Here is a 19,719-nt window from a genome sequence, read left to right as displayed (position 1 = left end):
CCTGTGTTACCTTTGTGTGCTGTTGGGCTGGGGCTGCCAGTCTACCGCTTCGTCTTCATTATGTCTTCATCGTCCGAATACCCCCGCTTCACCCTTGGTGCCACCCTCACCACGGAGCAGCGGGCTTTCTTCTCCAAACACGGCTTTCTGCACTTCCGGCCGTTTGCCACGGCGGCCCAGGTGCAGGACATCCTGCACGCTACCCAGGAAGTGCAGCGCCATTGGCTGGCCGAGGGCGTGGAGAAAGTGAACGGCGTGCCCATCAAGTACGGGCAGGACGTGGACGGCTCCCGCATCGTGCAGCGCTTTGCCTTCACCTCGCAGCACCACCCGTTGCTGCACGAGTTGCTGCAAGACCCGCGCTTCAAGGCGCTGTTTCCGTTGCTCGAAGCCGAAGGCGGCCGCGTGGGCGAAAACGAGAAGGATGGCCTCGTGATGAACCACTACGTGAACATTCCCGGCTCGGAGTTCAGCCAGATGGGCTGGCACACCGACTCGCTGCGCGACGTGTTCTACGGCAAGCGCATCGGGCCCATGCTGAACGTGGGCCTGCACCTCGACCACAACCCCGCCACCAACGGCGGCCTGCGCCTGCTGCCCGGCACCCACCGCCAGGGCCTGGGCAAGATGCTGTTCCGCAAAAAATACTACAAGGACGTGTTCGACGACCCCGACGAGGTGGCCGTGGAAACCGAAGCCGGCGACCTCACCGTGCACGACGGCCGCATGTGGCACCGCGTGGCCCAGTCGCCGCTGGTGGGCGAAGCGTCGCGCCGCCGCGTGATGTACGTGCCCATCATCTCGGGCAAGTACCAGCCCAAGAGCGAAGACAGCCCCACGCCGTTCTACCTGCGCTTTTTGCACTTGGTAAAATAGATTGTTTAATGGCTTAATTGTTAAATGGTTGGCTAGGTAAGTTGCCCGGCAGCTTGCCGCGGGCCGCCACGAGGAATATTAGCAGTCCTGTTCCGCCGAAAAGCCCGGGGCCCCGAAAGCAGCTTTTGCTCTCGGGGCCCCGGGCTTTTCGGCAGAACGAATTAGTCCCGCGCCGGCGGCCATACCCGGCCCGCCAGCCAGTAGGCCAGCCAGGCGAAGAGCGGGGCCCCCAGCACGTCGTAGATATAATGCACGTGCTGCACCAGCACCAGCACGCCGACGGCCGCGGCCACCAGGCCGAGCACCAGCCGCCCCCAGCGGCCGCGCACGGCCAGCGCCAGCAGCACCACGGTGGCCGTGTGGCCCGAAAAAAACAGGTCCTTGGTGATGGGAATGGCGGTGGACACGTGGAACAGGTGCTCCGTGAACGGGTCGGGGAAGGGCAGGATGCCCGCGGGCGGCTCCAGCGGCAGTACCCAGATGGTGGCCATGCGCAGCAGCTGCAAAAACAGGTAGGCCCACACGCCGCGCACCAGCAGCTGGGGCCGCGCCAGCAGCCAGCCCACGGCCGCGATGCAGCTGCCGTACATCAGCAGGAAGATGGGGCTGGCCACGTCGTGGGCCGGCACGCGGGCCAGCAGCGGGTCGGGCAGGGGGTGGCCCGCCCGGTGCTGGATGAACTGGTAGAACGGGGCGCAGGCCGGCACCAGGGCCCCAAAAATGAGCAGCAGCGCCAGCAGCAGCCGCCCGCGGTAGCCCGGCTGGGCCCAGGCCCCGGGCCAGGTGTAGGCCGGGGCTTCGGCGGAAGTGGAGACGGCGGCGGGCAACGAAACACGCATGGTAAACGGCCGGAATAACGGAGTGTTGAGCTTGACGGAATAACAAAAATACGGCGCAAACGTGCCCCCCACCTTACATTGCCGTAACATTGGCCCCGCGCCGTAACCTCTTCGTCACAAGCTGCCATGACCTTTTTGCTACTCCACCGCCCCGCCTTGCGCGGGGCCGCTCTCGGGTTGGGGGCCCTGTTGGGGCCCCTGGCCGCCACGGCCCAAAACGCCGCCCTCGACGCCCGCATCGCCCAGCTGGCCAAGGCCGAAGAAGCCAAGGTCATTGCCTGGCGGCGCGACATCCACGAGCACCCCGAGCTGGGCAACGAGGAAACCCGCACCGCCGCCCTGGTGGCCGCGCACCTCAAAAAGCTGGGCCTGGAGGTGACCACCGGCGTGGCCCGCACCGGCGTGGTGGGCATTTTGCGCGGCGGCAAGCCGGGGCCCGTGGTGGCCCTGCGGGCCGACATGGACGGCCTGCCCCTGGTGGAAACCAGCGGCCTGGCCTTTGCCTCCACCGCGAAAACCACCTACCTGGGCCAGCCCGTGGGCGTGATGCACGCCTGCGGCCACGACACCCACGTGGCCATGCTCATGGGCACGGCCGAGGTGCTGGCCCAGGTGAAAAAAGACCTGCCCGGCACCGTCAAGTTCATCTTCCAGCCCGCCGAGGAAGGCTCGGTGCCCGGCACCGAGGGCGGGGCCAAGCTGATGGTGAAGGAAGGCGTGATGGAAAACCCCAAGGTGGACGCCGTGTTCGGCGTGCACATCAACGCCCAGACCGAGGTGGGCAAGCTGACGTACCGCCCGGGCGGCGAAATGGCCAGCTCCGACCGCTTCACCATCAAGGTGCACGGCAAGGGGGCGCACGGGGCCGCCCCCTGGAACAGCGTGGACCCGGTGGTGACGGCCGCCCAAATCATCCTGGGCCTGCAAACCATCGTGAGCCGCCAGGTGAAGCTGATCGACGACGCGGCCGTGGTGACGGTGGGCACCGTCAACGGCGGCGTGCGCTACAACGTCATCCCGCCCGACGTGGAGCTGAGCGGCACCATCCGGGCCCTGAGCCCGGCGGTGCAGCAGCAAATCTGGGCCTCGGTGCGCCGCATCGCCACCAACATCGCCGAAAGCGCCGGGGCCACGGCCGACGTCACCATCGAGCCCTACGTGCCCATCACCGTCAACAGCCCCGCCCTGACGGCCCAGATGCTGCCCACGCTGCAAGCCGTGGCGGGCGCGGCCAACGTGCGCGAAATCAAGGCCGTGACCGGGGCCGAGGACTTTTCCTTCTACGAGGAGAAGGTGCCCGGCCTGTTCCTGTTCGTGGGCGGCATGACGCCCGGCACCGACCCGGCCACCACCGCCGACCACCACACCGCCGGCTTCAAAATTGACGAGAGCGGCCTGGAATTGGGCGTAAAAACCCTGTCCACGCTGGCCGCGGATTACCTCAGCCGCAAAGTGAAATAGTTGCCTTGTAATCAAGGACTTGAATAAAGCTATAATTTTTCTGGATTCTGTATCATAATATGATATGAGCAGATTAAGATAAAATTGTATTCATGGTAACAATATTTTGTCATTGCTAAGTTTTTTACTGTCAAGGTGAAGTTAAAATTAGGAAATGGCATAAGTTGCGGATTCTTACGGCTTAACGGCCGCCTTCCCACAACCCCTTTTTCCAAACTAACCCTGCCTTACATGAGGAAAAACTACGCTGCCAAAGCAATGCTTTTGCTTGGCTCCTTCGCGGCCGCTACCGCCGCGCAGGCCCAGGACGCCCCGCGCGTCCAAAACAAAGTGGTGGGCCCCCACGGTCAGCCCGAACTGGTGCAGTTTAGCGCCGCTGGCAAGGCGGCCTACCGCGGCACCGCCGACGGCGAGCAGGTGCTGCGCCAGCAGCTGGCCCTGGGCGTGGACGACAAGATGCTGCCCACCCGCGTGGAAACCGACGCGCTGGGCTTCACCCACCAGAAGTACGCGCAGTACTACAAGGGCATTCGGGTGGAGCACGCCGCCTACACGGTGCACGCCCGGGGCGGCGCGGTGGAAAGCATCAGCGGCGACTACGAGCAGCTGGCCGGGCTGAACACCACGCCCGTGCTGGGCGTGGCCGCGGCCCTCGACAACGCCCTGGCCCGCGTGGGGGCCGCCAAGTACATGTGGCAGGACGCCGCCGCCGAGGCCGGCCTGCAAGCCGCGCAGGGCGACCCCCGCGCCACCTACCGCCCCCAGGGCGAGCTGGTAATTGTGCGCGACCTGCAAACCGACCAGCCGGTGCTGGCCTACAAGTTCAACATCTACGCCCAGCAGCCGGTGAGCCGCGCCTACGTGTACGTGGACGCCCGCAGCGGCAAAGTGGTGCTGCAAGACGCCATCATCAAGCACGCCACCGGGGCCACGGCCACCTTTGCCACCGCCTACAGCGGCACCCGCGCGCTGCCCGACGAAACGGCCACCGGCGGCTACCACCTGCGCGAGTACACCCGCGGCAACGGCATCGAAACCTACAACTGCAAGAAGAGCAACAGCTACACGTCGGCCACCGATTTCATCGACGCCGACAACAGCTGGACCGCCACGGAGTACAACAACGCCAACTACGACAACGTGGCCGGCGACGCCCACTTCGGGGCCCAGAGCACCTACGACTACTGGAAGGCCGTGCACGCCCGCAACAGCTACGACAACGCGGGCGCCAAAATCAAGAGCTACGTGCACTTCGACGACACGCCCGGCGACGGCAAGGGCTACGAAAACGCCTACTGGGACGGCACGGAGATGACCTACGGCGACGGCTACACCACCTTCAAGCCGCTGGCGGCCCTCGACGTGTGCGGCCACGAAATCGGCCACGCCGTGTGCGAAAACACCGCTAACCTCACCTACGCCAACGAGTCGGGGGCCATGAACGAGGGCCTGTCCGACATCTGGGGGGCCAGCATCGAGAAGTACACCTGCGACAAGCTGGGCCTCACCAAATCGACCTGGGACATCGGCGAGGACATCATGAAGCAGGGCGGGGCCCTGCGCTCGATGAGCAACCCCAACCTGTACGGCCAGCCGGCGCTCTACAAGGGCAAGTACTGGGTGGCCAGCACCACGTCGCCGTCCAACGCCAACGACCAGGGCGGCGTGCACACCAACTCGGGCGTGCTCAACTACTGGTACTACCTGGTGGCCGTGGGCAAGTCGGGCACCAACGAGGCCGGCACGGCCTACAGCGTGACGGGCATTGGCCTGGACGCCACGGCCAAAATCACCTTCCGCATGGAAGACGTGTACATGACGGCTTCCTCGACCTACGCCCAGGCCCGCACCTACTCCATCCAGGCGGCCACCGATTTGTACGGGGCCACGTCTGCCCAAACCACGGCCGTAACCAACGCCTGGACGGCCGTGGGCGTGGGCACCACCACCGCCCCGCCGCCCACCGGCACTTACTGCACCATCAAGGGCAGCAGCCAGGCCTACGAGTGGGTGGATTTGGTGAAGCTCGGCACGATTAACCGCACCTCGGGGGCCGACGGCGGCTACTACAACGGCACGGCCACCAGCACCACCGTGGCGGCCGGTTCCAGCCAGACCATCAGCTTCTCGGCCGGCTTCAAAAGCTCGGCCTACACCGAGTACTGGAAAATCTACATCGACTACAACCAGGACGGCGACTTTGCCGACACCGGCGAGCTGGTGGTGAGCGGCAGCAGCAGCAGCGCCGGCACCCTCACCAGCACGTTCACGGTGCCCGCCACGGCCAAAACCGGCAGCACCCGCCTGCGCGTCATCATGAGCGACGCCAGTGCCACCACCAGCTGCGGCAGCTACAGCTACGGCGAAACCGAGGACTACACCCTGAAAATCAGCGGCGGCGCGGCCATCGCCGCCGAGCCGGCCACCCTCACCGGCACCCCCCTCGGCAACGAAGTGGCCCAGACGCTCCAGGTGTACCCCAACCCGGCCACCGACGCCCTGCGCCTGGTGCTGCCCGGCCGCGCCGTGGCCGTCTCCGTGCAGGTCACCGACGTGCGCGGGGCCCGGCAGGCCGTGCCCTACGCCGACGGCGTACTGAACGTGGCGGGCCTGGCCAACGGCCTTTACACCCTCACCGTGAGCGACGGCCAGAAGGTGTTCCACGAGCGGTTCGTGAAACGCTAAGCCCGCTTGGCCCATTGGCCGGAACAACAAAGGGGCCCCCAGCACTGCTGGGGGCCCCTTTGTTGTTCCGGCCGTTGCCGGACTCAGTGCCCGAGGGCGTAGTCCAGCTTCAGCATGAGCGTGCCGAAACCGTCTTTCTGGTTGGGGTTGCCGCGTTGGCTGATGTCGTCGAGGTAGTCGGTGGAGGTGAGGTAATAATTGCCCTCCAGGGTGAGGTTGAGCTGGTCGGTGAGGGGCACCACCACGCCCGCCCCGATGGGCAGCACCGCCGCCAGGCCCGGGTAGTCGTTGCGCTCGGTGGGCAGGTACTGGGTGTTCGAGTCGGGCGACTGGGTGCCCTGGTAGGCCCGCGGGTCGTAGAGCAGCGCCCCCAGCCCGGCCTGCACAAAGGGCTGCACCCGCCGGGTAGTGCCGGGCGTGGCGTACACCGATGGGTCGCCGAGCAGGTCGTAGCGGAAAAATACCGTGCCCAGGCCGTTGTTGCTGTGGAAGGCCAGGCCCCGGCTCGGCAGGTAGTCGCGGGCCCCCATGCTGAAGTAGCCCAGCTCGCCGCCCACCCGCCAGTGGGGCCCCAGGCCGTAGAGCACGCCCAGGTTCAGGGCCGGGCCCAGGAAATCGTCGCCCAGGCTGTTGCCCAGGTCGCCGTTGTAGAAGGCCGTGCCCACCCCGGCGCTCACGCGCAGCGGCCCCAGGTAGTAGGCCCGGCCGTAGTGGTCGTGGTGCCGGCGGCGGGCCACGGCGTGCGACCGGGACGCGTCCTGGGCGTCGGCCGCCGGGCTACCGGCCAGCAAAGTCAAACCAAACAGGCCAGCGGCCAGGCAATTGCGCAAAACGGGAAGCATGAAACGGACGAATGGTGACGAAGAAACCGGCTGGTTGCCGGCGGTTAGCGGCCATGTACGGCATTGGCGGCCGCTGCGGGCGGGCGGCGGAACAGCGCCGCCGCCTTAAACGCCGGGCCGGGCCTTGTAGCCGCTGCGTAGCTTGGCGTAAATCAGCTATTTGCTGCGCCCCGTTCTGTTAGTTCAGGGCCTTTTGATGCGCTCGGAGCGGCTGCTTTTTTGTGGTTGTGGCCCCGCTGCCGGTGGCCCGGGGCCCGTTACTTGAACGTGCCTTGCGGGTCGGGCTGCTTGGCGAGCAGGTCGCTCACGAGGCTGAAATCGAGGCTGCTGGTGCTCAGGGCCTGGCCTTTGTGCACGGCTTCCCAGGCCTGGGGGTATTTTTCCTGGTAGTAGTAGCCGCGGGCCAGCTGCTGCCAGGCCACGGCGTTGGTGGCGTCGGCGGCCACGGCCCGCTGGAGCGTTTCCGTGCCCACAGCCAGGTCTTTCTTTTTCTTGCCGGTGCCGTAGCGGATGAGGTAGCTCGTGCCCAGGTCGCTCAGCACCAGGGCGTTGGTGGGGGCCAGGGCCAGGGCTTGCAGCAGCAGGGCAATGGAGGCGTCGGGGGTGGGCTGGCTGCTGGCCACCACGCCCAGGCCCCGGTAGGCGTCGGCGTTGCGGGGGTTGAGGAGCCAGGCCAGGTTGAAGCGGTACGCCGCCGTATCGGGCTGGTTTTCGGAGAGGTACTCGTAGCCTTTGGTGGCGAAAAATGCGCTGGCTTCCTCCTTCGAGGCGAAGCTTTTGGCAATGGCCGCCACCTTGTCGGCCCCGTAGGCCGCCGTGGCCTGGGCCGGCGTGAGGCCCCCGAACAGCGGCTGCAGGCGGGCGGGGCGGGCGGCCGCGGCGGGCTGCCCGCCGTCGGTGGGCTGGCGCACTTTCTGGGCGTGGGCGGCGCGGGGCGGGCCGGCCAGCAGGGCCAGCACGCAGGCGGCCGTCGTAAGCAAACGGGTTGTTGTCATAACCAATCCAATAAAAAATGCGGCCGGGGCCCGGAAGCGCAAAGGTAGCCGCCGCCCGGGGCAAACTGCGCACCCCCGGCCGGCGTAGGTAGGCGCGGCCGGCGGGCCCCGCCCGCCGCCCCGTACTTTGCTTCCCACATGAAAATTAGCCGTTTATTGCTGGTGCCCGCGGGGGCCCTGCTGGTGCTGGCCGCCGTGCTTTGCGCCACCGAATACGCCGTGGCCTACCCCAGCCGCCGCACCGCCGACGTGCCCTACGTGCCCGCCACCACGCCCGGCTTCGATGCCAAGTACAACCTGCTGGACGTGTACGCGCCCAAAAAAGCGGGCCCCGCCGCCGGCTACCCGGTGGTGCTGTTCATCCACGGCGGCAGCTGGAACAGCGGCGACAAAGACTTCTACTCCTTCGTGGGGCGGCGGCTGGCCAAGCAGGGCGTGGTGGGCGTCGTCATTAGCTACCGCCTCTCGCCGAAAGTGCACGTGCCCGAGCAGGCCGCCGACTGCGCCCGGGCCCTGGCCTGGACGGTGGCCAACATCCACGGCTACGGCGGCGACCCGGCCCGGGTGTTCGTGATGGGCCACTCGGCCGGCGGCGGCCTGGCCGCCCTGCTCGCCACCGACGACGCACTGCTGGCCCGCAACGGCCTGCCCACCAACCCCGTGCGCGGCGCCATCCTCGACGACCCCGCCGGGCTGGACATGTACGACTACCTGAAAAAGATGCAGTACCCCGGCGACGACCAGTACCTCATCCCCTTCACGAAAGACCCGGCCGTGTGGCGCGAAAACTCCGCCATCTACAAAATCCGCCCCGGCCTGCCGCCGTTCCTGTTCTTCATCGGCGGCGAAACCTACCCCAGCATCAGCAGCAGCTCGGCCCGTTTCCGCGCCAAGCTCACGGCCCTGGGGGCCCCGCCCCGCTACACCATCGAGCCCGGCAAGCACCACGTGCCCATGGTGTTGCAGCTCTACTGGCAGCACAACATCATCTACCAGGAGCTGCTGAAGCTGGTGGGCGCGTAAGCTACGGCTTCCCAAGCACTGCTTTAACGACTCACAATTCGGGTAATATGGTCTGAGTGCTCGGTGGATACGCCCCCATTTCTAGAAAGTAGCAATAGCGGCGCAAGTCCATTTCCGCTTCTCCATTTAGGTAATCAACGTAGTATTTGGTCTGCCCATCATTCATATCAATCACTTCTTTTCTGGTTAAGTCCCGAAGTAATTCGGCGCGATTCCGCCACCATTGTTTGCAAGAATCATAAGTCCAATAATCGTTTCCGTTCGATGAATAACTATCAAATACCTCTACGGCCGCCGCATTAATTACACACAGTAACTCGTAGTAGCTGGTCGGTTGCTTGAAGATGTATTCGCAGCAATAAGCATCGTTCGCCACATTAGCCGGCGCTTGTGCGATTCCCGTACCGCACGTATCAGATTCGCCGGTGTATAAGGGTCCAGGAAAGTTGAATAGGTGCTTTTTGGACCAATGGTTATGGTCTAAGAAGTTCTTGTTTTCTGTGTCTGGCTCCCAGAAAAGCAAGACTTGCTTGCGCAAAAAGAGGTCAAAATCAAGCCGGTGGAAGAAACCAGGGAATTCTCCGTATTGCTGCTCAAACTGCTGACTCGCTACTTCAGCCTGCTTGAAATCTTCCGCTAAGCGTGCATTAAAAGGTGCCATGTACGCATCGATATCAAAAGCAGACGCTTGCGCAGCAGGGATAGGGGTGGGGCTTGCTGGGCTACCGCCTCGAAAAAAGGCTTTAAGCGTTGTGAGAATACCCATTAAATTTTTGCTTTCGCACTAAAAATCACCCAAACAGCCCGCCCTGCGCCGGCTGCTCAAACGCCAGCAGCCAGCGCTTGCGCACCAGGCCGCCCGCGTAGCCGGTGAGGCTGCCGTTGGCCCCGATGACGCGGTGGCAAGGGCAGACGATGGCGATGGGGTTTTGGCCGTTGGCGGCGCCCACGGCGCGCACGGCCCCGGGGTTGCCCAGCAGCTTGGCTACTTCGAGGTACGAGGCGGTGCGGCCGTGGCCGATGCCGGCCAGGGCCCCCCACACCTGCCGCTGGAAGGCGGTGCCGGTGAGGGGCGCACACACGAGGTCGAAGTCGCGCAGCTCGCCCGCGAAGTAGGCGGCGAGCTGCGCGTGGGCCGGGCGCAGGCATGCGGCCACGTCGGCCGGGGCGGTGGGCGCGGCCGCGTCGGGGCCCTCCAGGAAGCGCACGGCGTGCAGGCCCGCATCGGAGCCGGTGAGGGCCAGCAGGCCGATGGGCGAATACAGGTGGGCGGTGGCGGGCGCGGCGGGCATGGGCAAGGTGCAGATTCGACACAAGAAACGAATTTTTACAACGTTTCTCAAGCCAGCCCATAAAGCGAGTTAAAAGTTGAGAGTTAAAAGTTAAAATCCATAGTAGACAGGATTTTAACTCTCAACTTTTAACTCGACATATGCTCGACATATGGCCTGGGCCCCGCCGGGCCACTACACCAGCGCCGGGGCCCGGCGGGGCCGTGCGGCGTTCACCACGGCCTGGGCGTCGAGCAGGGCGTCGGCGCTGGGCTGGTGCAGCACGCGGGCGGGGCCGGGGCGGCCCAGGTCGGCGTCCCACAGGCCCGAGCGGTGCCACTGGTCGAGGTGGTCCCAGTCGGGGCGGTCCACCACGGGGTAGAGGCAGGCGCCCCACAGCGGCAGGCCCTCGGCGAGCACGGCGGCGCACTCCTGGCCAATCATGCGGAGCCAGATGGGGCGGTCTTCGGCCGGGTGGCTGGTTTCGGTGATGGCGAAGGGGCGCTCGTAGCGGCGGTAGGCCTCGCGCAGCAGCTGGCGCAGGGGCCGCAGGCGCGGGTCGGGCGCGGCGTCGTTCCAGCCCATAATCCAGTGCGGGTTCAGCTGCCACTGGTTGTCGTAGTAGTAGTTAAAGCCCACAATGTCGAGCAGCGCGGGGTGGCCGCCCAACTCGGGGCACATTCGGCCGCAGAGGATGTCGGTGGCCTGAAACTGGTTGTTGTGGGCGTCGCGGGCCTCGCGGATTTCGCGGGCCGAGGCCCCAAACCGCGGCGCAATGGCAATTAGCGGCTCGGTGGTGAGGAGGCGGATGCTGGGGTCGGCCTCGCGCAGGGCGTTGGCCCCCTCGATGTAGGCGCGCATCAGCTCGTACTTCACCTGCCAGCCGTTGCCGTGGCAGTAGGGCGAGGTGCCGCGGGCGTCGCCGCCAAGCCACGAAATGAAGCTCACCTCGTTGATGGGCGTGACGATGAGGGTGCCCGTGGGCCGCTGGCTGCGGTAAAAATCCACAAACGCCCGGCACAGGGCCGCAAACCGCCGCGCAAACATGGGGTGCAGCGGCGTCAGGTCGTCGGGGTAGCCGAAGTGGCACAGGTCCCACACCTGCTGGATGCCGTGGCGCTGCCCGGCATCGAGCATGGCCTGCACGGTACTGAAATCGTACTGGTAGGGCGTTTTCTCGATGTGGGCCCAGCGGATGCCCTCGCGCACGGTGCCGATGTTGAACGGCGCCAGGGCCGCGTAGTCCTCGTCAATTAGGGGCAGGTGGCCGGTGAGGGGCAGGAAATCGACGCGGTTGCCGAAGGCGTTCAGCTGGTCGGTGCATTCGAAGCCGCCCCACCAAAAAGACTGAAACGGGCTGGCATTAAGCGTAGTAAAATCCATCGCGAAAGGGGATAGGTGCAACAAAACGGCCGCCCCCGGCCGCCGCGAGCGGGGCCGGGGCGGCCTCCTTGTACCCGGAAACTGCCGTTGAGGTTCGAAATGGGGCCCCGATGCGTTGGCTATAGTGCTGCCAAACAAGGCACTAGATTGGTTTGGGGCCCCTTGAGCGGACACCTCACCCCCGGCCCCTCTCCTGCGGAAAGGGGTGTCAGTACCTGATCGTTGTAAACTGAACGGGTATATTGAACGCACCCTTCTCCGCAGGAGAGGGGCCGGGGGTGAGGTTCCAGGGGTGAGGTTCCGGCAACCCAGCCTACGCCCCCGCCTTTAGCGACGTGGCCTCCACGAAAATACGCTTCATTTCGGGGTGCTCGGCCCGGATTTCCTCCTGGAGCTTGTCGATGGATTGCTCCACTTCGTCGGCCGTCAGCGTGTCGGCAAAGTCCACGTCGAAGGCCAGCACCACGTCGGTGGGGCCCAGGTACATGGTCAGGGGCGAGCGGATGGTTTCGACGTGGGGCTGGCGGCGGGCAATGGCTTCGAGGCTGGCCAGCGTCTCGGCGTCCACGCCCTGGCCCACGAGCAGGCCCTTGGTGCGGTACACCATGAACACGGCCACGCCCATCAGCAGCAGCCCGATGGCCACCGATGCGGCCCCGTCGAGGTAAGGGTTGTTCAGCCAATGCCCAAAAAATACGCCCAGCCCGGCAAACACCAGGCCCACCAGCGCGGCCGTATTCTCCAGCACCTGGGCAAAGGCCGAGGGGTCTTTGCTGGTGCGCAGGGCGTGGAACAGGCCGTCGGTATGGGTTTCCATGAAGGCCTTGATGGACAGGTACGCCGCGATGCCCTCGAACACCACCGAGAAGCCCAGCACGATGTAGTTCCACTTCGCGTCCTCCATCGGCTCGGGGTGGAGCATGTGCTTGATGCCCTCGTAGAACGACATGCCGCCGCCGATGGAAAACACCAGCATGGCCACAATCAACGACCAGAAGTACAGCTCTTTGCTGCGGCCAAATGGGTACTCGGGGCTGGGCGGCAGCTGGCTCTGGGCCGTGCCGTAGAGCAGCAGCCCGCCGTTGCCGGTGTCCACCAGCGAGTGGATGCCCTCGGAAAGCATGGCCGACGAGCCGGTGAAATACGCCGCCACGAACTTGCTCAGCGCGATGGCCACGTTGGTGGCGATGCCCCCGTAGAGGGAAATTTTGGAAGAATTGGAAGCCGACATGCCAGGAAAAAGTAGCTGGGGCCCCGCGCCTTCGCTCGCGAACAACTCCCGAACAACCGCCGGCCCCGCCCCAAAGAACGTGAAATGCGGGTGAACCGTTGGAGCCTGGCCAGCGGCCAGCCGAGGCCCCAGGAGCCCGCAGCGCACCCGCCAAGGGCCGGGGCCCTACTTTCGCGGCCTATGTCCCAACCCACCCTTCAGCGCCGCCTGGGCCTTGTGCAGGCCACCGCCCTCAACATGATTGACATGGTGGGCATCGGGCCCTTCGTGACGCTGCCGCTGGTGATGGGTTTCATGGGGCCCAACTTCCTGCTGGCCTGGCTGGTGGGCGCCGCCCTGGCCGCCGTGGATGGCCTGATTTGGAGCGAGCTGGGCGCGGCCTATCCCGAAGCCGGCGGCAGCTACCGCTTCCTCAAGCTGGCCTACGGCGAGCAGAAGTGGGGCCGCTACATGTCGTTCCTCTACGTGTGGCAGACGCTCATTCAGTCGCCGCTGGTGCTGGCCTCGGGGGCCATCGGCTTCGCCCAGTACTTCGGCTACCTCGTGCCGATGACCGAGTGGTGGCAGCCCAAGCTGGTGGCCGGCACGGTGGTGCTGCTGCTCATCGCGCTGCTCTACCGCCGCATCGAAGACATTGGCAAGCTGGGCGTGGCCCTGTGGGTGGGCGTGCTGAGCTTGATGGCCTGGCTGATATTTGGGGGCCTCACCCACGCCAACCACCCGGTGGCCATCCTGCCCGCGGGCGGCGTGGGGGCCCTGCCGGGCCTCCTTATTTCGGCGGCCATGGGCCAGGCGGCCGTCAAAACCATCTACTCCTACCTCGGCTACTACAACGTGTGTCACCTCGGCGCCGAAATCAAGGGCCCCGAAAAGGTCATTCCGCGCAGCATTTTCCTGAGCATCCTGGGCATCGCGGCCCTGTATCTATTGCTGAACTGGAGCGTGGGCACCGTCATCGGCTGGGAAGAGGTGCGGGGCTGGCAGGCGGGCACCTCCGACAAGTCGCAGTTCATCATCAGCGTGTTCATGGAGCGGCTGTACGGACCCGCGGCGGCCAACCTGGCCACGGGCATGGTGCTGCTGGTGGCGTTTGCCTCGCTGTTTGCGGTGCTGCTGGGCTACTCGCGCATCCCCTACGCGGCGGCGGCCGACGGCGAGTTTCTGCCCGTGTTCGCCAAGCTGCACCCCACCAAGCACTTCCCCTACGTGTCGCTGCTGCTGCTGGGCGGTGTGGGCTTCGTGTTCAGCCTGCTGTTTCGGCTGGGCGAGGTCATTTCGGCCATCCTGGCCATGCGCATTCTGGTGCAGTTTGTGGGGCAGGCCGTGGGGCTGGTGCTGCTGCGCCGCCGGCGCGGCACGGGGGCCCTGCCGTTCAAAATGCCGCTCTACCCGCTGCCCGTCGTCCTGGCCATCGTCGTGTGGCTCTTCGTGTTCGCCGGCATCGCCCCGGTGGCGGTTAGCGTGGGCGGCGTGGCGTTCAAGCTCTACTTCCAGGTGGCCGCCGTGGGCATGATGGCCCTGGGCACGGGGGCGTTTCTGCTGTGGAGCAAGCAGCAGGGCAAGTGGCCCTACGAGCGGCCGCAGTAGCCAGCCGGGCTGCCCGCCACCGCCCTAGCCCAACCACTGCATCAACCCGCCCGCCACCAGGGCCCCCGTCAGGGTGTTGAGGAAGTTGACGGCGTTGTTGCCGAGGTAGCCGCGCCGCTCCAGCGTGGCGCCCAGCACCGAGTCGGCCAGGTTGCCGGCCGTGCCCGCCGCCAGCAGCCACCCAAACGCAGGGCCCCAACCAAACCCCAGGCAGTACGCGGCCGCCAGCGCAGCGCTGCCCGCCAGCCCCAGGGCCGTGCCTTCCAGGCTCACCACGCCGTTGCGGCCGCGCGCGTCGGGCCGCCCGGTGAGGATGTTGTAGTAGCGGCGGCCGTACACATTGCCCAGCTCCGAGGCCAGCGTGTCGGCCGCGGCGGCGGCGAAGCTGCCGGCCAGCATCAGGCGGGCCAGCGGCGCGTGGGGCGGCAGCTGCCAGGCCAGCAGGCCCAGCAAGCCCGCCACGCCGGCGTTGGCCACCACCTGGCCGGCCGTGCGGCGGCCCCGGTTTTCCTCGGCCAACCCGAGGCGGCGCTTGTCGGCCACGCGCCAGCTGGACGCGGCGGTGCCTAAGCCAAAAAACAGCGCCAGCAGTGCCAGGCCAGCAAAGCCGCTGCCCAGGTAAATGAGTAGCCCCAGTCCGCCGCCCGTCCACACGGCGGCCGTGGTCAGCTTGTCCGCCCGCGCACTGTACCCCATCCCCGCGCCGAGCAGTAGCACGACCCCACCCAAGCGTACCCAATCAATCATGGCGGCAAAATACGGAGCTTGCAGGCGTTCGGGAAACGACCCGCCGCGCCCACTCACCCCAGCCACTTCTCGTAGCAAAAGAACCGTAGCCCCGGCCGAAACGCCAGCGTGATTTCGCCCGCAAACCGGTAGCCCAGCTTCGGAAACAGCCGCTGCGTGGCGGCGTTTTCCGAATTGGTGTCCACGCGCATCGTGCGCAGGCCCAGGGCCCGGGCTTCGTGCTCGGCCTGCGCCAGTAGGGCCCCGGCCACGCCGCGGCCCTGGGCTTCGGGGGCCACGGCGAGGCGGTGCACGACGAGGGCCGGCTCGGCAGCGTCCCAGTCGGCTTGGGCGTATTCGGGGTCCTGGTCCTGGGTGAGGGCCGCTGCGCCGGCCAGCTGTGGGTGGCCGAGCAGCTCGGCCACCCACAGCTGGCCGCGGGCCAGGTCGGTTTCGAAAACCGCGGCGTTGGGGTAGTCGGCCGACCACTGGAAATTGCCGGCTGCGCGCATCAGCGGCACCACCCGGTGCACGAGGGCCAGAACGGCGGGCAGGTCGGAAGCGGTGGCGCGGCGGACGGTGGGCATGAGCGGCAGGGAAAAGCAGGGAAGCAGGCGAAGAAAAGCAGGGGGATACAAAAGAAGGCCCTGGCATCGTTTGGGTCCGTGCCCGGCCCGTCGGCGGCTTACCTTGCCGCCCGCCGGCCGGGCTCCACGGGCGCGGAATCCGCTTATCGTTCAGCCCTTTTCCCTTCAATGGCTGCCAACTTCGTTTCGTCCATCCTGGCGCGGGCCGCCGCCCAGCCGCAGCAGACGCTGCTCGCCTGGCCCGCCGCTGCGGGGCCGGCGCGCACCTACACCGGCCACGACCTGGCGCAGCGCGTGGCCGGCTACCGGCAGGCGCTGGCGGGCCAGGGGGTGCGGCCCGGGCAGCGGGTGCTGCTGCTGCTGCCCGTCGGCTTCGAGCTGATTTGCGCCCTGCTGGCCGTGCTGGCGCAGGGCGGCGCGGCGGTGCTGCCGCCGGCCGGCGTTTCGGCGGGGGGCCTGCTGCGGCTGGTGCGCCGGGGGCGGGTGGCGGTGGCCATCGGCCCCCGGCCGCTGCGGGGCCCCCTGGGCTGGCTGGTGCGGGGCCTGGGGCCGAAGTGGCTGGCGGCCAGCCGCCTGCCGGCGGGCCCCTTCCCGCTGCAACCGCCGCAGCTGGTGCCCCCCGGGCAGGCCGCGCTTATCTCGCACAGTTCCGGCTCCACGGGCCCGCCCAAGCAGGTGGTGCGCAGCCACCAGGTGCTGCTGGCGCAGCACGCCGTGCTCAAGCAGATTTTTCCGCCCCGGGCCGGCCAGCGCGATTTCCCTTTGTTTCCCAACGTGCTGCTGCACAACCTTTCGGCGGGCATCGCCAGCGTGCTGCCGGCGCTGTCCTGGGCCGACCTGCCCGGCCTCGACCCGGCGCGGCTCGTGCGGCAGCTGGCCGCCGAGCAGGTGCACACGCTCACCGGCAACGTGTTCTACTTCCAGCGGCTGCTGCCCGCGCTGCGGGCCTGGCCCGGCGGCTTTCCGGCCGTGGCGGGCCTGGGCGTGGGCGGCTCGCCGGTGCCGGAGCGGCTGCTGCGCGACTTGCAGCAGGTGTTTGCGGGCGCGGCGGTGCACGCCATCTACGGCTCCTCCGAGGCCGAGCCCATCGCGGTGCGCCAGTTCACGGCCGGGGCCCCGGCAGATCCGCGCGGCGGTTACCGCGTGGGCCCGGTGCAGCCGTCGCTGGCGTGCCGGCTGCTGCCCTGCGGCGAGCTGCTACTGCCCGGCCCGCTGCGGGCCGCGGTGGGCGAAATCACCGTGCGGGGCCCCCACGTGGCCACGGCCGCCGCCGATGGCTGGCTGCGCACCGGCGACTTCGGCTACTTCGACGCGGCCGGGGAGCTGTGGCTCACCGGCCGCCAGGGCAACGCCGCCCTCCACCAGGGCGTGCAGCACTACCAGCTTGAGCACGTGTTGCAGCACCTGCCGGGCATCGGGCGGGTGGCGGCCCGGGCGGCGGTGGGCGGCTTCGTCGTGTACTTCGAGGGCCCGGCCACCGAAGCGGCCATCCGGCAAGTGCTGGCCGCGCAGTTCCCGCCGGGGCTGGTGACGGCCATTCACCGGCGGCCCCGGCTGCCCGTGGACCAGCGCCACCACTCCAAAATTCGCTACGACCAGCTTCGCTAATTCCCCGCTTTATGAAGTCAGAATTTCAGGCCCTGGTGCTGGACAGCCTGCGCTACGCGCTGGTGTGGGAGAGCAGCGCCACCTTGCACGGGGCCCTGCGCCTGGGCCCGGCCGACCACGCCCTCGTCGTCACCGGGGCGGGCTGCAACGTGCTGAACGCGCTGCTGACGCCGGCGGCCCGCGTCACGGCCATCGACCTGAACCCGGCCCAGAACGCGCTGCTGCGCCTCAAGCAGCACGTGGTTGCGCTCCACCCGTACCCGGTGTTTCGGGGGCTGCTGGGCCTGGACGGGCCCGGGGCCGTGGCGGCGGCCTGGCCGCCGGTGCGGGCCACGCTGCCCGCCCCGGAGCAAGAATACTGGGGCGCGTTTTTTGCGGCCAACCCGGCTGGTATTTTCCCGGCCGGGCGGCTGGAAAGCTACGTCACGGCCTTCCTGCCCACCCTGGCCCCGGCCCGGCAGGCGGCGCTGCGCCAGTTGCTGGCGTTCGACGCGGTGGGGGCCCAGGCGGCGTTTTTCCGGGCCGAGTTGGAGCCGACCGATTTCCGCGAGCAGTTCATTCAGTACTTCGACGACGCCAACCTGAGCAAGGGCCGCGACGCCCGGCTGTTTGCCCACGCCACGGAGTCGGGCGGGGCGGCGTTCTACGAGCGGCTGCGCCGGCACCTGGGGGCCCAGCTGGCCCGCGACAACTTCTTCTTCCGCTTCTTTTTCTTCGGCCCCGAAGGCCTGCCCCAGGCCGTGCTGCCGCCCTGCTACCAGGCGGCCAACTACTTGCGCCTGCGCGCCCGGCTGCCGGCCCTGCGCATCCGCACCGGCGAGGCCACCGATTTTTTGCTTTCGCTGGCGGGGCAGGATGTCACCAAAGCCAGCTTGTCCAACATCTTCGAGTACGTGAGCGCGGCCGAGTTCGCGCGGGTATGCCGGGCGCTGGGCCAGCGCCCGGGGCCCCTGCGGCTGGTGTTCTGGAACCTGCTGCAAGCGCAGGCCGGGGCCCCCGCGCCGGGCGTGCCGCTGCAAGCGGCGGAGTCGGCGCGGCTGTCGGCCGCCGAAGGCTGCTTCTATTTTCGGGACGTGCGCGTGCTGGCGTGGGAAGCGGCGGCAGTGCCGACGGGTGCTACGGGCGGCTAAATGAAGCCCAAAATGGTAAGGTTCTGGGAAATTAAAAAGTCTGATTATTTCCGCAACAGCAGCTTTTTTTTATTTGTCAAAATATTGATTTAAAATATGTTGGAAAAATACTGACTCATCTTTAAGCCTTAAAAAAAAGTCCTTAAAAGTAAAATATTGGCTGGTAATACTGCTATGCGCGGTGGTAGCATTGGGAAGAAATCCACTTTCCATTCCTCAACCCCCGCCCCATGCCCCGGCCCGACTACTTCTGCCCCGCTTTCCTGGAAGCCATTATGCAGCGCCACGCCCCGCAGCGGCGCATCCGGGTGGAGGCGGTGGTGCCGTTTCCCCTCGACAGCTCGGCCAGCATCCTGACGGCCCTCACGGCCGGGCGCTCCGATAAGCCGGTGGGCCTCTTCGGGTTGGCCGTGACGCTGCACGCCGACGGCCAGCGCCAGACCCGGCGGCTGGTAATGAAAATTAAGCCGGCGGGCTCCGAAATTTCCGCCATGCTGGCGGGCCTGGCCCGGGCCTGCGGGGGCGACGTGGCCGCCGTGTACCCGCAGTTCCAGGCCCTCACCGGCTTCGAGCACACCCACTGGCGCGAGCTGCACGCCTACCGGCAGGCGGGGGCCGGCATCCTGCCCGAGGTGTGGGCCACCCACGCCGACGAGGCCCACCAGACCTACCTCGTGCTGCTCGAATGCCTCGACGACGTGGAGCTGCTCAACTCCGTGATGGCCCCCGGGCAGTGGACCGACGGCCACATCCGCACGGCGCTGTTCCAGCTCGCCGGCTGGCACGCCCAGCACCTGGTGGGGCCCCAGGACCAGCCCCCGGCCCACGGGGCCGACGTGCCGTCGGGCGCGTTCATGGCGCGGCTGGCCCCGCTGTGGGCCGCGCTGCTGGCCAACGCGGCGGCCCGCTTTCCGGGCCTGTACCCGCCGGCGCGGGCGGCCCGGCTGCACGCCGCCATTGCCGAAATACCCGCGTATTGGGCGACGTTGGCCGCCATGCCCAAAACCCTGGTGCACAACGACCTGAACCCGCGCAACACCTGCTTCAAGCGCCGCGCCGATGGCCGCCTGCAATTTTGCGCCTACGACTGGGAGCTGGCCACCTACCACGTGCCCCAGTACGACGTGGTGGAGCTGCTGTGCTTCGTGCTCGACGCTGACCGCTACCACCTGCGGGCCGCGTACTTGGAGTATTACCGCCAGTGCCTGCACGCCCGCACCGGCCGCTTCGCCGACCGCGCCGCCTTCCGCACCGGCTTCGACCTGGCCGCCCTCGACTTCGGCCTGCACCGCCTGGGCCTGTACCTGATGGCCCATTCCGTGAGCGAATACCCCTACCTGCCCCGGGTGGTCAACAGCTATTTCGACACGCTGGAACACGCCGGAGAAGCGCCCGCCACGGCAGTTGAGCAGGTGCTGGAAATTGGCGGGGCCCTACGCGGCAAATCAAGCTTGGTACTGGCCTAGCCTCAGTTT

The 19,719-nt window shown here is 67.1% G+C and carries 17 protein-coding genes; 8 read left to right on the top strand and 9 right to left on the bottom strand.

Translation table 11 applies throughout. The features are described from left to right. The first annotated feature begins 60 nt into the window (after positions 1-60). A complete protein-coding gene (locus tag HNP98_RS07130) occupies positions 61-876 on the top strand; it encodes a phytanoyl-CoA dioxygenase family protein (protein ID WP_173809367.1) in 816 nt (271 codons plus the stop codon). Positions 877-1,037: 161 nt separating this feature from the next. Here HNP98_RS07130 and HNP98_RS07125 read toward each other — a convergent pair whose 3' ends face one another. Continuing rightward, positions 1,038-1,715, bottom strand: coding sequence for a phosphatase PAP2-related protein (locus HNP98_RS07125; protein ID WP_173809366.1), 678 nt, complete (start codon positions 1,713-1,715; stop codon positions 1,038-1,040). 126 nt (positions 1,716-1,841) lie between these two features. Between HNP98_RS07125 and HNP98_RS07120 the strand changes: the two genes are divergently transcribed. Further along, the gene (locus tag HNP98_RS07120) at positions 1,842-3,176 is read left to right on the top strand and encodes an amidohydrolase (RefSeq protein ID WP_173809365.1); all 1,335 of its coding nucleotides are present in this window, start codon (positions 1,842-1,844) and stop codon (positions 3,174-3,176) included. 258 nt (positions 3,177-3,434) lie between these two features. Beyond that, positions 3,435-5,861, top strand: coding sequence for a M4 family metallopeptidase (locus HNP98_RS07115; protein WP_217425684.1), 2,427 nt, complete (start codon positions 3,435-3,437; stop codon positions 5,859-5,861). 83 nt (positions 5,862-5,944) lie between these two features. On the opposite strand, the gene HNP98_RS07110 is transcribed toward HNP98_RS07115, so the two are convergent. Both HNP98_RS07110 and HNP98_RS07105 read right to left on the bottom strand, forming a co-directional pair. Beyond that, complete coding sequence (locus tag HNP98_RS07110; protein WP_173809363.1) at positions 5,945-6,703, bottom strand: outer membrane beta-barrel protein; 759 nt, start codon at positions 6,701-6,703, stop codon at positions 5,945-5,947. Positions 6,704-6,960: 257 nt separating this feature from the next. Then, positions 6,961-7,698: a tetratricopeptide repeat protein gene (locus HNP98_RS07105; RefSeq protein ID WP_173809362.1), complete on the bottom strand. Its 738-nt coding sequence runs from the start codon at positions 7,696-7,698 to the stop codon at positions 6,961-6,963. A gap of 138 nt (positions 7,699-7,836) precedes the next feature. On the opposite strand from HNP98_RS07105, the gene HNP98_RS07100 reads away from it, so the two are divergent. After that, positions 7,837-8,721 carry an alpha/beta hydrolase gene (locus HNP98_RS07100; RefSeq protein ID WP_173809361.1) on the top strand — a complete coding sequence of 295 codons (885 nt, stop codon included), beginning with the start codon at positions 7,837-7,839 and terminating at the stop codon, positions 8,719-8,721. A 31-nt stretch (positions 8,722-8,752) separates the two neighbouring features. Here HNP98_RS07100 and HNP98_RS07095 read toward each other — a convergent pair whose 3' ends face one another. From HNP98_RS07095 to HNP98_RS07080, 4 genes are all read right to left on the bottom strand, one after another. Then, positions 8,753-9,487, bottom strand: coding sequence for a hypothetical protein (locus tag HNP98_RS07095; RefSeq protein WP_173809360.1), 735 nt, complete (start codon positions 9,485-9,487; stop codon positions 8,753-8,755). A gap of 25 nt (positions 9,488-9,512) precedes the next feature. Further along, positions 9,513-10,037 (bottom strand): methylated-DNA--[protein]-cysteine S-methyltransferase, encoded by a 525-nt coding sequence (locus tag HNP98_RS07090; RefSeq protein WP_317171057.1) that lies wholly within the window; start codon positions 10,035-10,037, stop codon positions 9,513-9,515. A gap of 150 nt (positions 10,038-10,187) precedes the next feature. Continuing rightward, positions 10,188-11,375 (bottom strand): amine oxidase, encoded by a 1,188-nt coding sequence (locus HNP98_RS07085; protein WP_173809359.1) that lies wholly within the window; start codon positions 11,373-11,375, stop codon positions 10,188-10,190. A 313-nt stretch (positions 11,376-11,688) separates the two neighbouring features. Then, positions 11,689-12,606 (bottom strand): cation diffusion facilitator family transporter, encoded by a 918-nt coding sequence (locus HNP98_RS07080; RefSeq protein WP_173809358.1) that lies wholly within the window; start codon positions 12,604-12,606, stop codon positions 11,689-11,691. A 180-nt stretch (positions 12,607-12,786) separates the two neighbouring features. Here HNP98_RS07080 and HNP98_RS07075 point away from each other — a divergent pair, with 180 nt between their 5' ends. Beyond that, positions 12,787-14,193 carry an APC family permease gene (locus HNP98_RS07075; protein ID WP_173809357.1) on the top strand — a complete coding sequence of 469 codons (1,407 nt, stop codon included), beginning with the start codon at positions 12,787-12,789 and terminating at the stop codon, positions 14,191-14,193. Positions 14,194-14,217: 24 nt separating this feature from the next. Here the strand turns inward: HNP98_RS07075 and HNP98_RS07070 are convergent, their stop codons facing one another. Further along, positions 14,218-14,940 (bottom strand): DUF92 domain-containing protein, encoded by a 723-nt coding sequence (locus HNP98_RS07070; RefSeq protein ID WP_217425683.1) that lies wholly within the window; start codon positions 14,938-14,940, stop codon positions 14,218-14,220. Between the two features lie 53 nt (positions 14,941-14,993). Further along, positions 14,994-15,506, bottom strand: a complete 513-nt coding sequence (locus tag HNP98_RS07065) for a GNAT family N-acetyltransferase (RefSeq protein WP_173809356.1) — start codon at positions 15,504-15,506, stop codon at positions 14,994-14,996. A gap of 168 nt (positions 15,507-15,674) precedes the next feature. Here HNP98_RS07065 and HNP98_RS07060 point away from each other — a divergent pair, with 168 nt between their 5' ends. From HNP98_RS07060 to HNP98_RS07050, 3 genes are all read left to right on the top strand, one after another. After that, positions 15,675-17,114, top strand: coding sequence for a class I adenylate-forming enzyme family protein (locus tag HNP98_RS07060; protein WP_173809355.1), 1,440 nt, complete (start codon positions 15,675-15,677; stop codon positions 17,112-17,114). A gap of 11 nt (positions 17,115-17,125) precedes the next feature. Then, the gene (locus HNP98_RS07055) at positions 17,126-18,244 is read left to right on the top strand and encodes a DUF3419 family protein (RefSeq protein WP_173809354.1); all 1,119 of its coding nucleotides are present in this window, start codon (positions 17,126-17,128) and stop codon (positions 18,242-18,244) included. Positions 18,245-18,474: 230 nt separating this feature from the next. Continuing rightward, on the top strand, positions 18,475-19,710 hold the full coding sequence (locus HNP98_RS07050) for a phosphotransferase (RefSeq protein ID WP_173809353.1): 1,236 nt from the start codon (positions 18,475-18,477) through the stop codon (positions 19,708-19,710). Positions 19,711-19,719 lie beyond the last annotated feature (9 nt).

Source organism: Hymenobacter caeli (genome assembly GCF_013294115.1).
Lineage (GTDB): Bacteria > Bacteroidota > Bacteroidia > Cytophagales > Hymenobacteraceae > Hymenobacter > Hymenobacter caeli.
The sequence above is the reverse complement of the archived record's forward strand: the minus strand, read 5'-3'. Positions and strand labels throughout refer to the sequence as shown.

Excerpts from the sequence above, each read along its gene's own strand:
- HNP98_RS07130 (WP_173809367.1), top strand. The coding sequence starts at position 61 with ATGTCTTCATCGTCCGAATACCCCCGCTTCACCCTTGGTGCCACCCTC.
- HNP98_RS07125 (WP_173809366.1), bottom strand. The coding sequence starts at position 1,715 with ATGCGTGTTTCGTTGCCCGCCGCCGTCTCCACTTCCGCCGAAGCCCCG.
- HNP98_RS07120 (WP_173809365.1), top strand. The coding sequence starts at position 1,842 with ATGACCTTTTTGCTACTCCACCGCCCCGCCTTGCGCGGGGCCGCTCTC.
- HNP98_RS07115 (WP_217425684.1), top strand. The coding sequence starts at position 3,435 with ATGCTTTTGCTTGGCTCCTTCGCGGCCGCTACCGCCGCGCAGGCCCAG.
- HNP98_RS07110 (WP_173809363.1), bottom strand. The coding sequence starts at position 6,703 with ATGCTTCCCGTTTTGCGCAATTGCCTGGCCGCTGGCCTGTTTGGTTTG.
- HNP98_RS07105 (WP_173809362.1), bottom strand. The coding sequence starts at position 7,698 with ATGACAACAACCCGTTTGCTTACGACGGCCGCCTGCGTGCTGGCCCTG.
- HNP98_RS07100 (WP_173809361.1), top strand. The coding sequence starts at position 7,837 with ATGAAAATTAGCCGTTTATTGCTGGTGCCCGCGGGGGCCCTGCTGGTG.
- HNP98_RS07095 (WP_173809360.1), bottom strand. The coding sequence starts at position 9,487 with ATGGGTATTCTCACAACGCTTAAAGCCTTTTTTCGAGGCGGTAGCCCA.
- HNP98_RS07085 (WP_173809359.1), bottom strand. The coding sequence starts at position 11,375 with ATGGATTTTACTACGCTTAATGCCAGCCCGTTTCAGTCTTTTTGGTGG.
- HNP98_RS07080 (WP_173809358.1), bottom strand. The coding sequence starts at position 12,606 with ATGTCGGCTTCCAATTCTTCCAAAATTTCCCTCTACGGGGGCATCGCC.
- HNP98_RS07075 (WP_173809357.1), top strand. The coding sequence starts at position 12,787 with ATGTCCCAACCCACCCTTCAGCGCCGCCTGGGCCTTGTGCAGGCCACC.
- HNP98_RS07070 (WP_217425683.1), bottom strand. The coding sequence starts at position 14,940 with ATGATTGATTGGGTACGCTTGGGTGGGGTCGTGCTACTGCTCGGCGCG.
- HNP98_RS07065 (WP_173809356.1), bottom strand. The coding sequence starts at position 15,506 with ATGCCCACCGTCCGCCGCGCCACCGCTTCCGACCTGCCCGCCGTTCTG.
- HNP98_RS07060 (WP_173809355.1), top strand. The coding sequence starts at position 15,675 with ATGGCTGCCAACTTCGTTTCGTCCATCCTGGCGCGGGCCGCCGCCCAG.
- HNP98_RS07055 (WP_173809354.1), top strand. The coding sequence starts at position 17,126 with ATGAAGTCAGAATTTCAGGCCCTGGTGCTGGACAGCCTGCGCTACGCG.
- HNP98_RS07050 (WP_173809353.1), top strand. The coding sequence starts at position 18,475 with ATGCCCCGGCCCGACTACTTCTGCCCCGCTTTCCTGGAAGCCATTATG.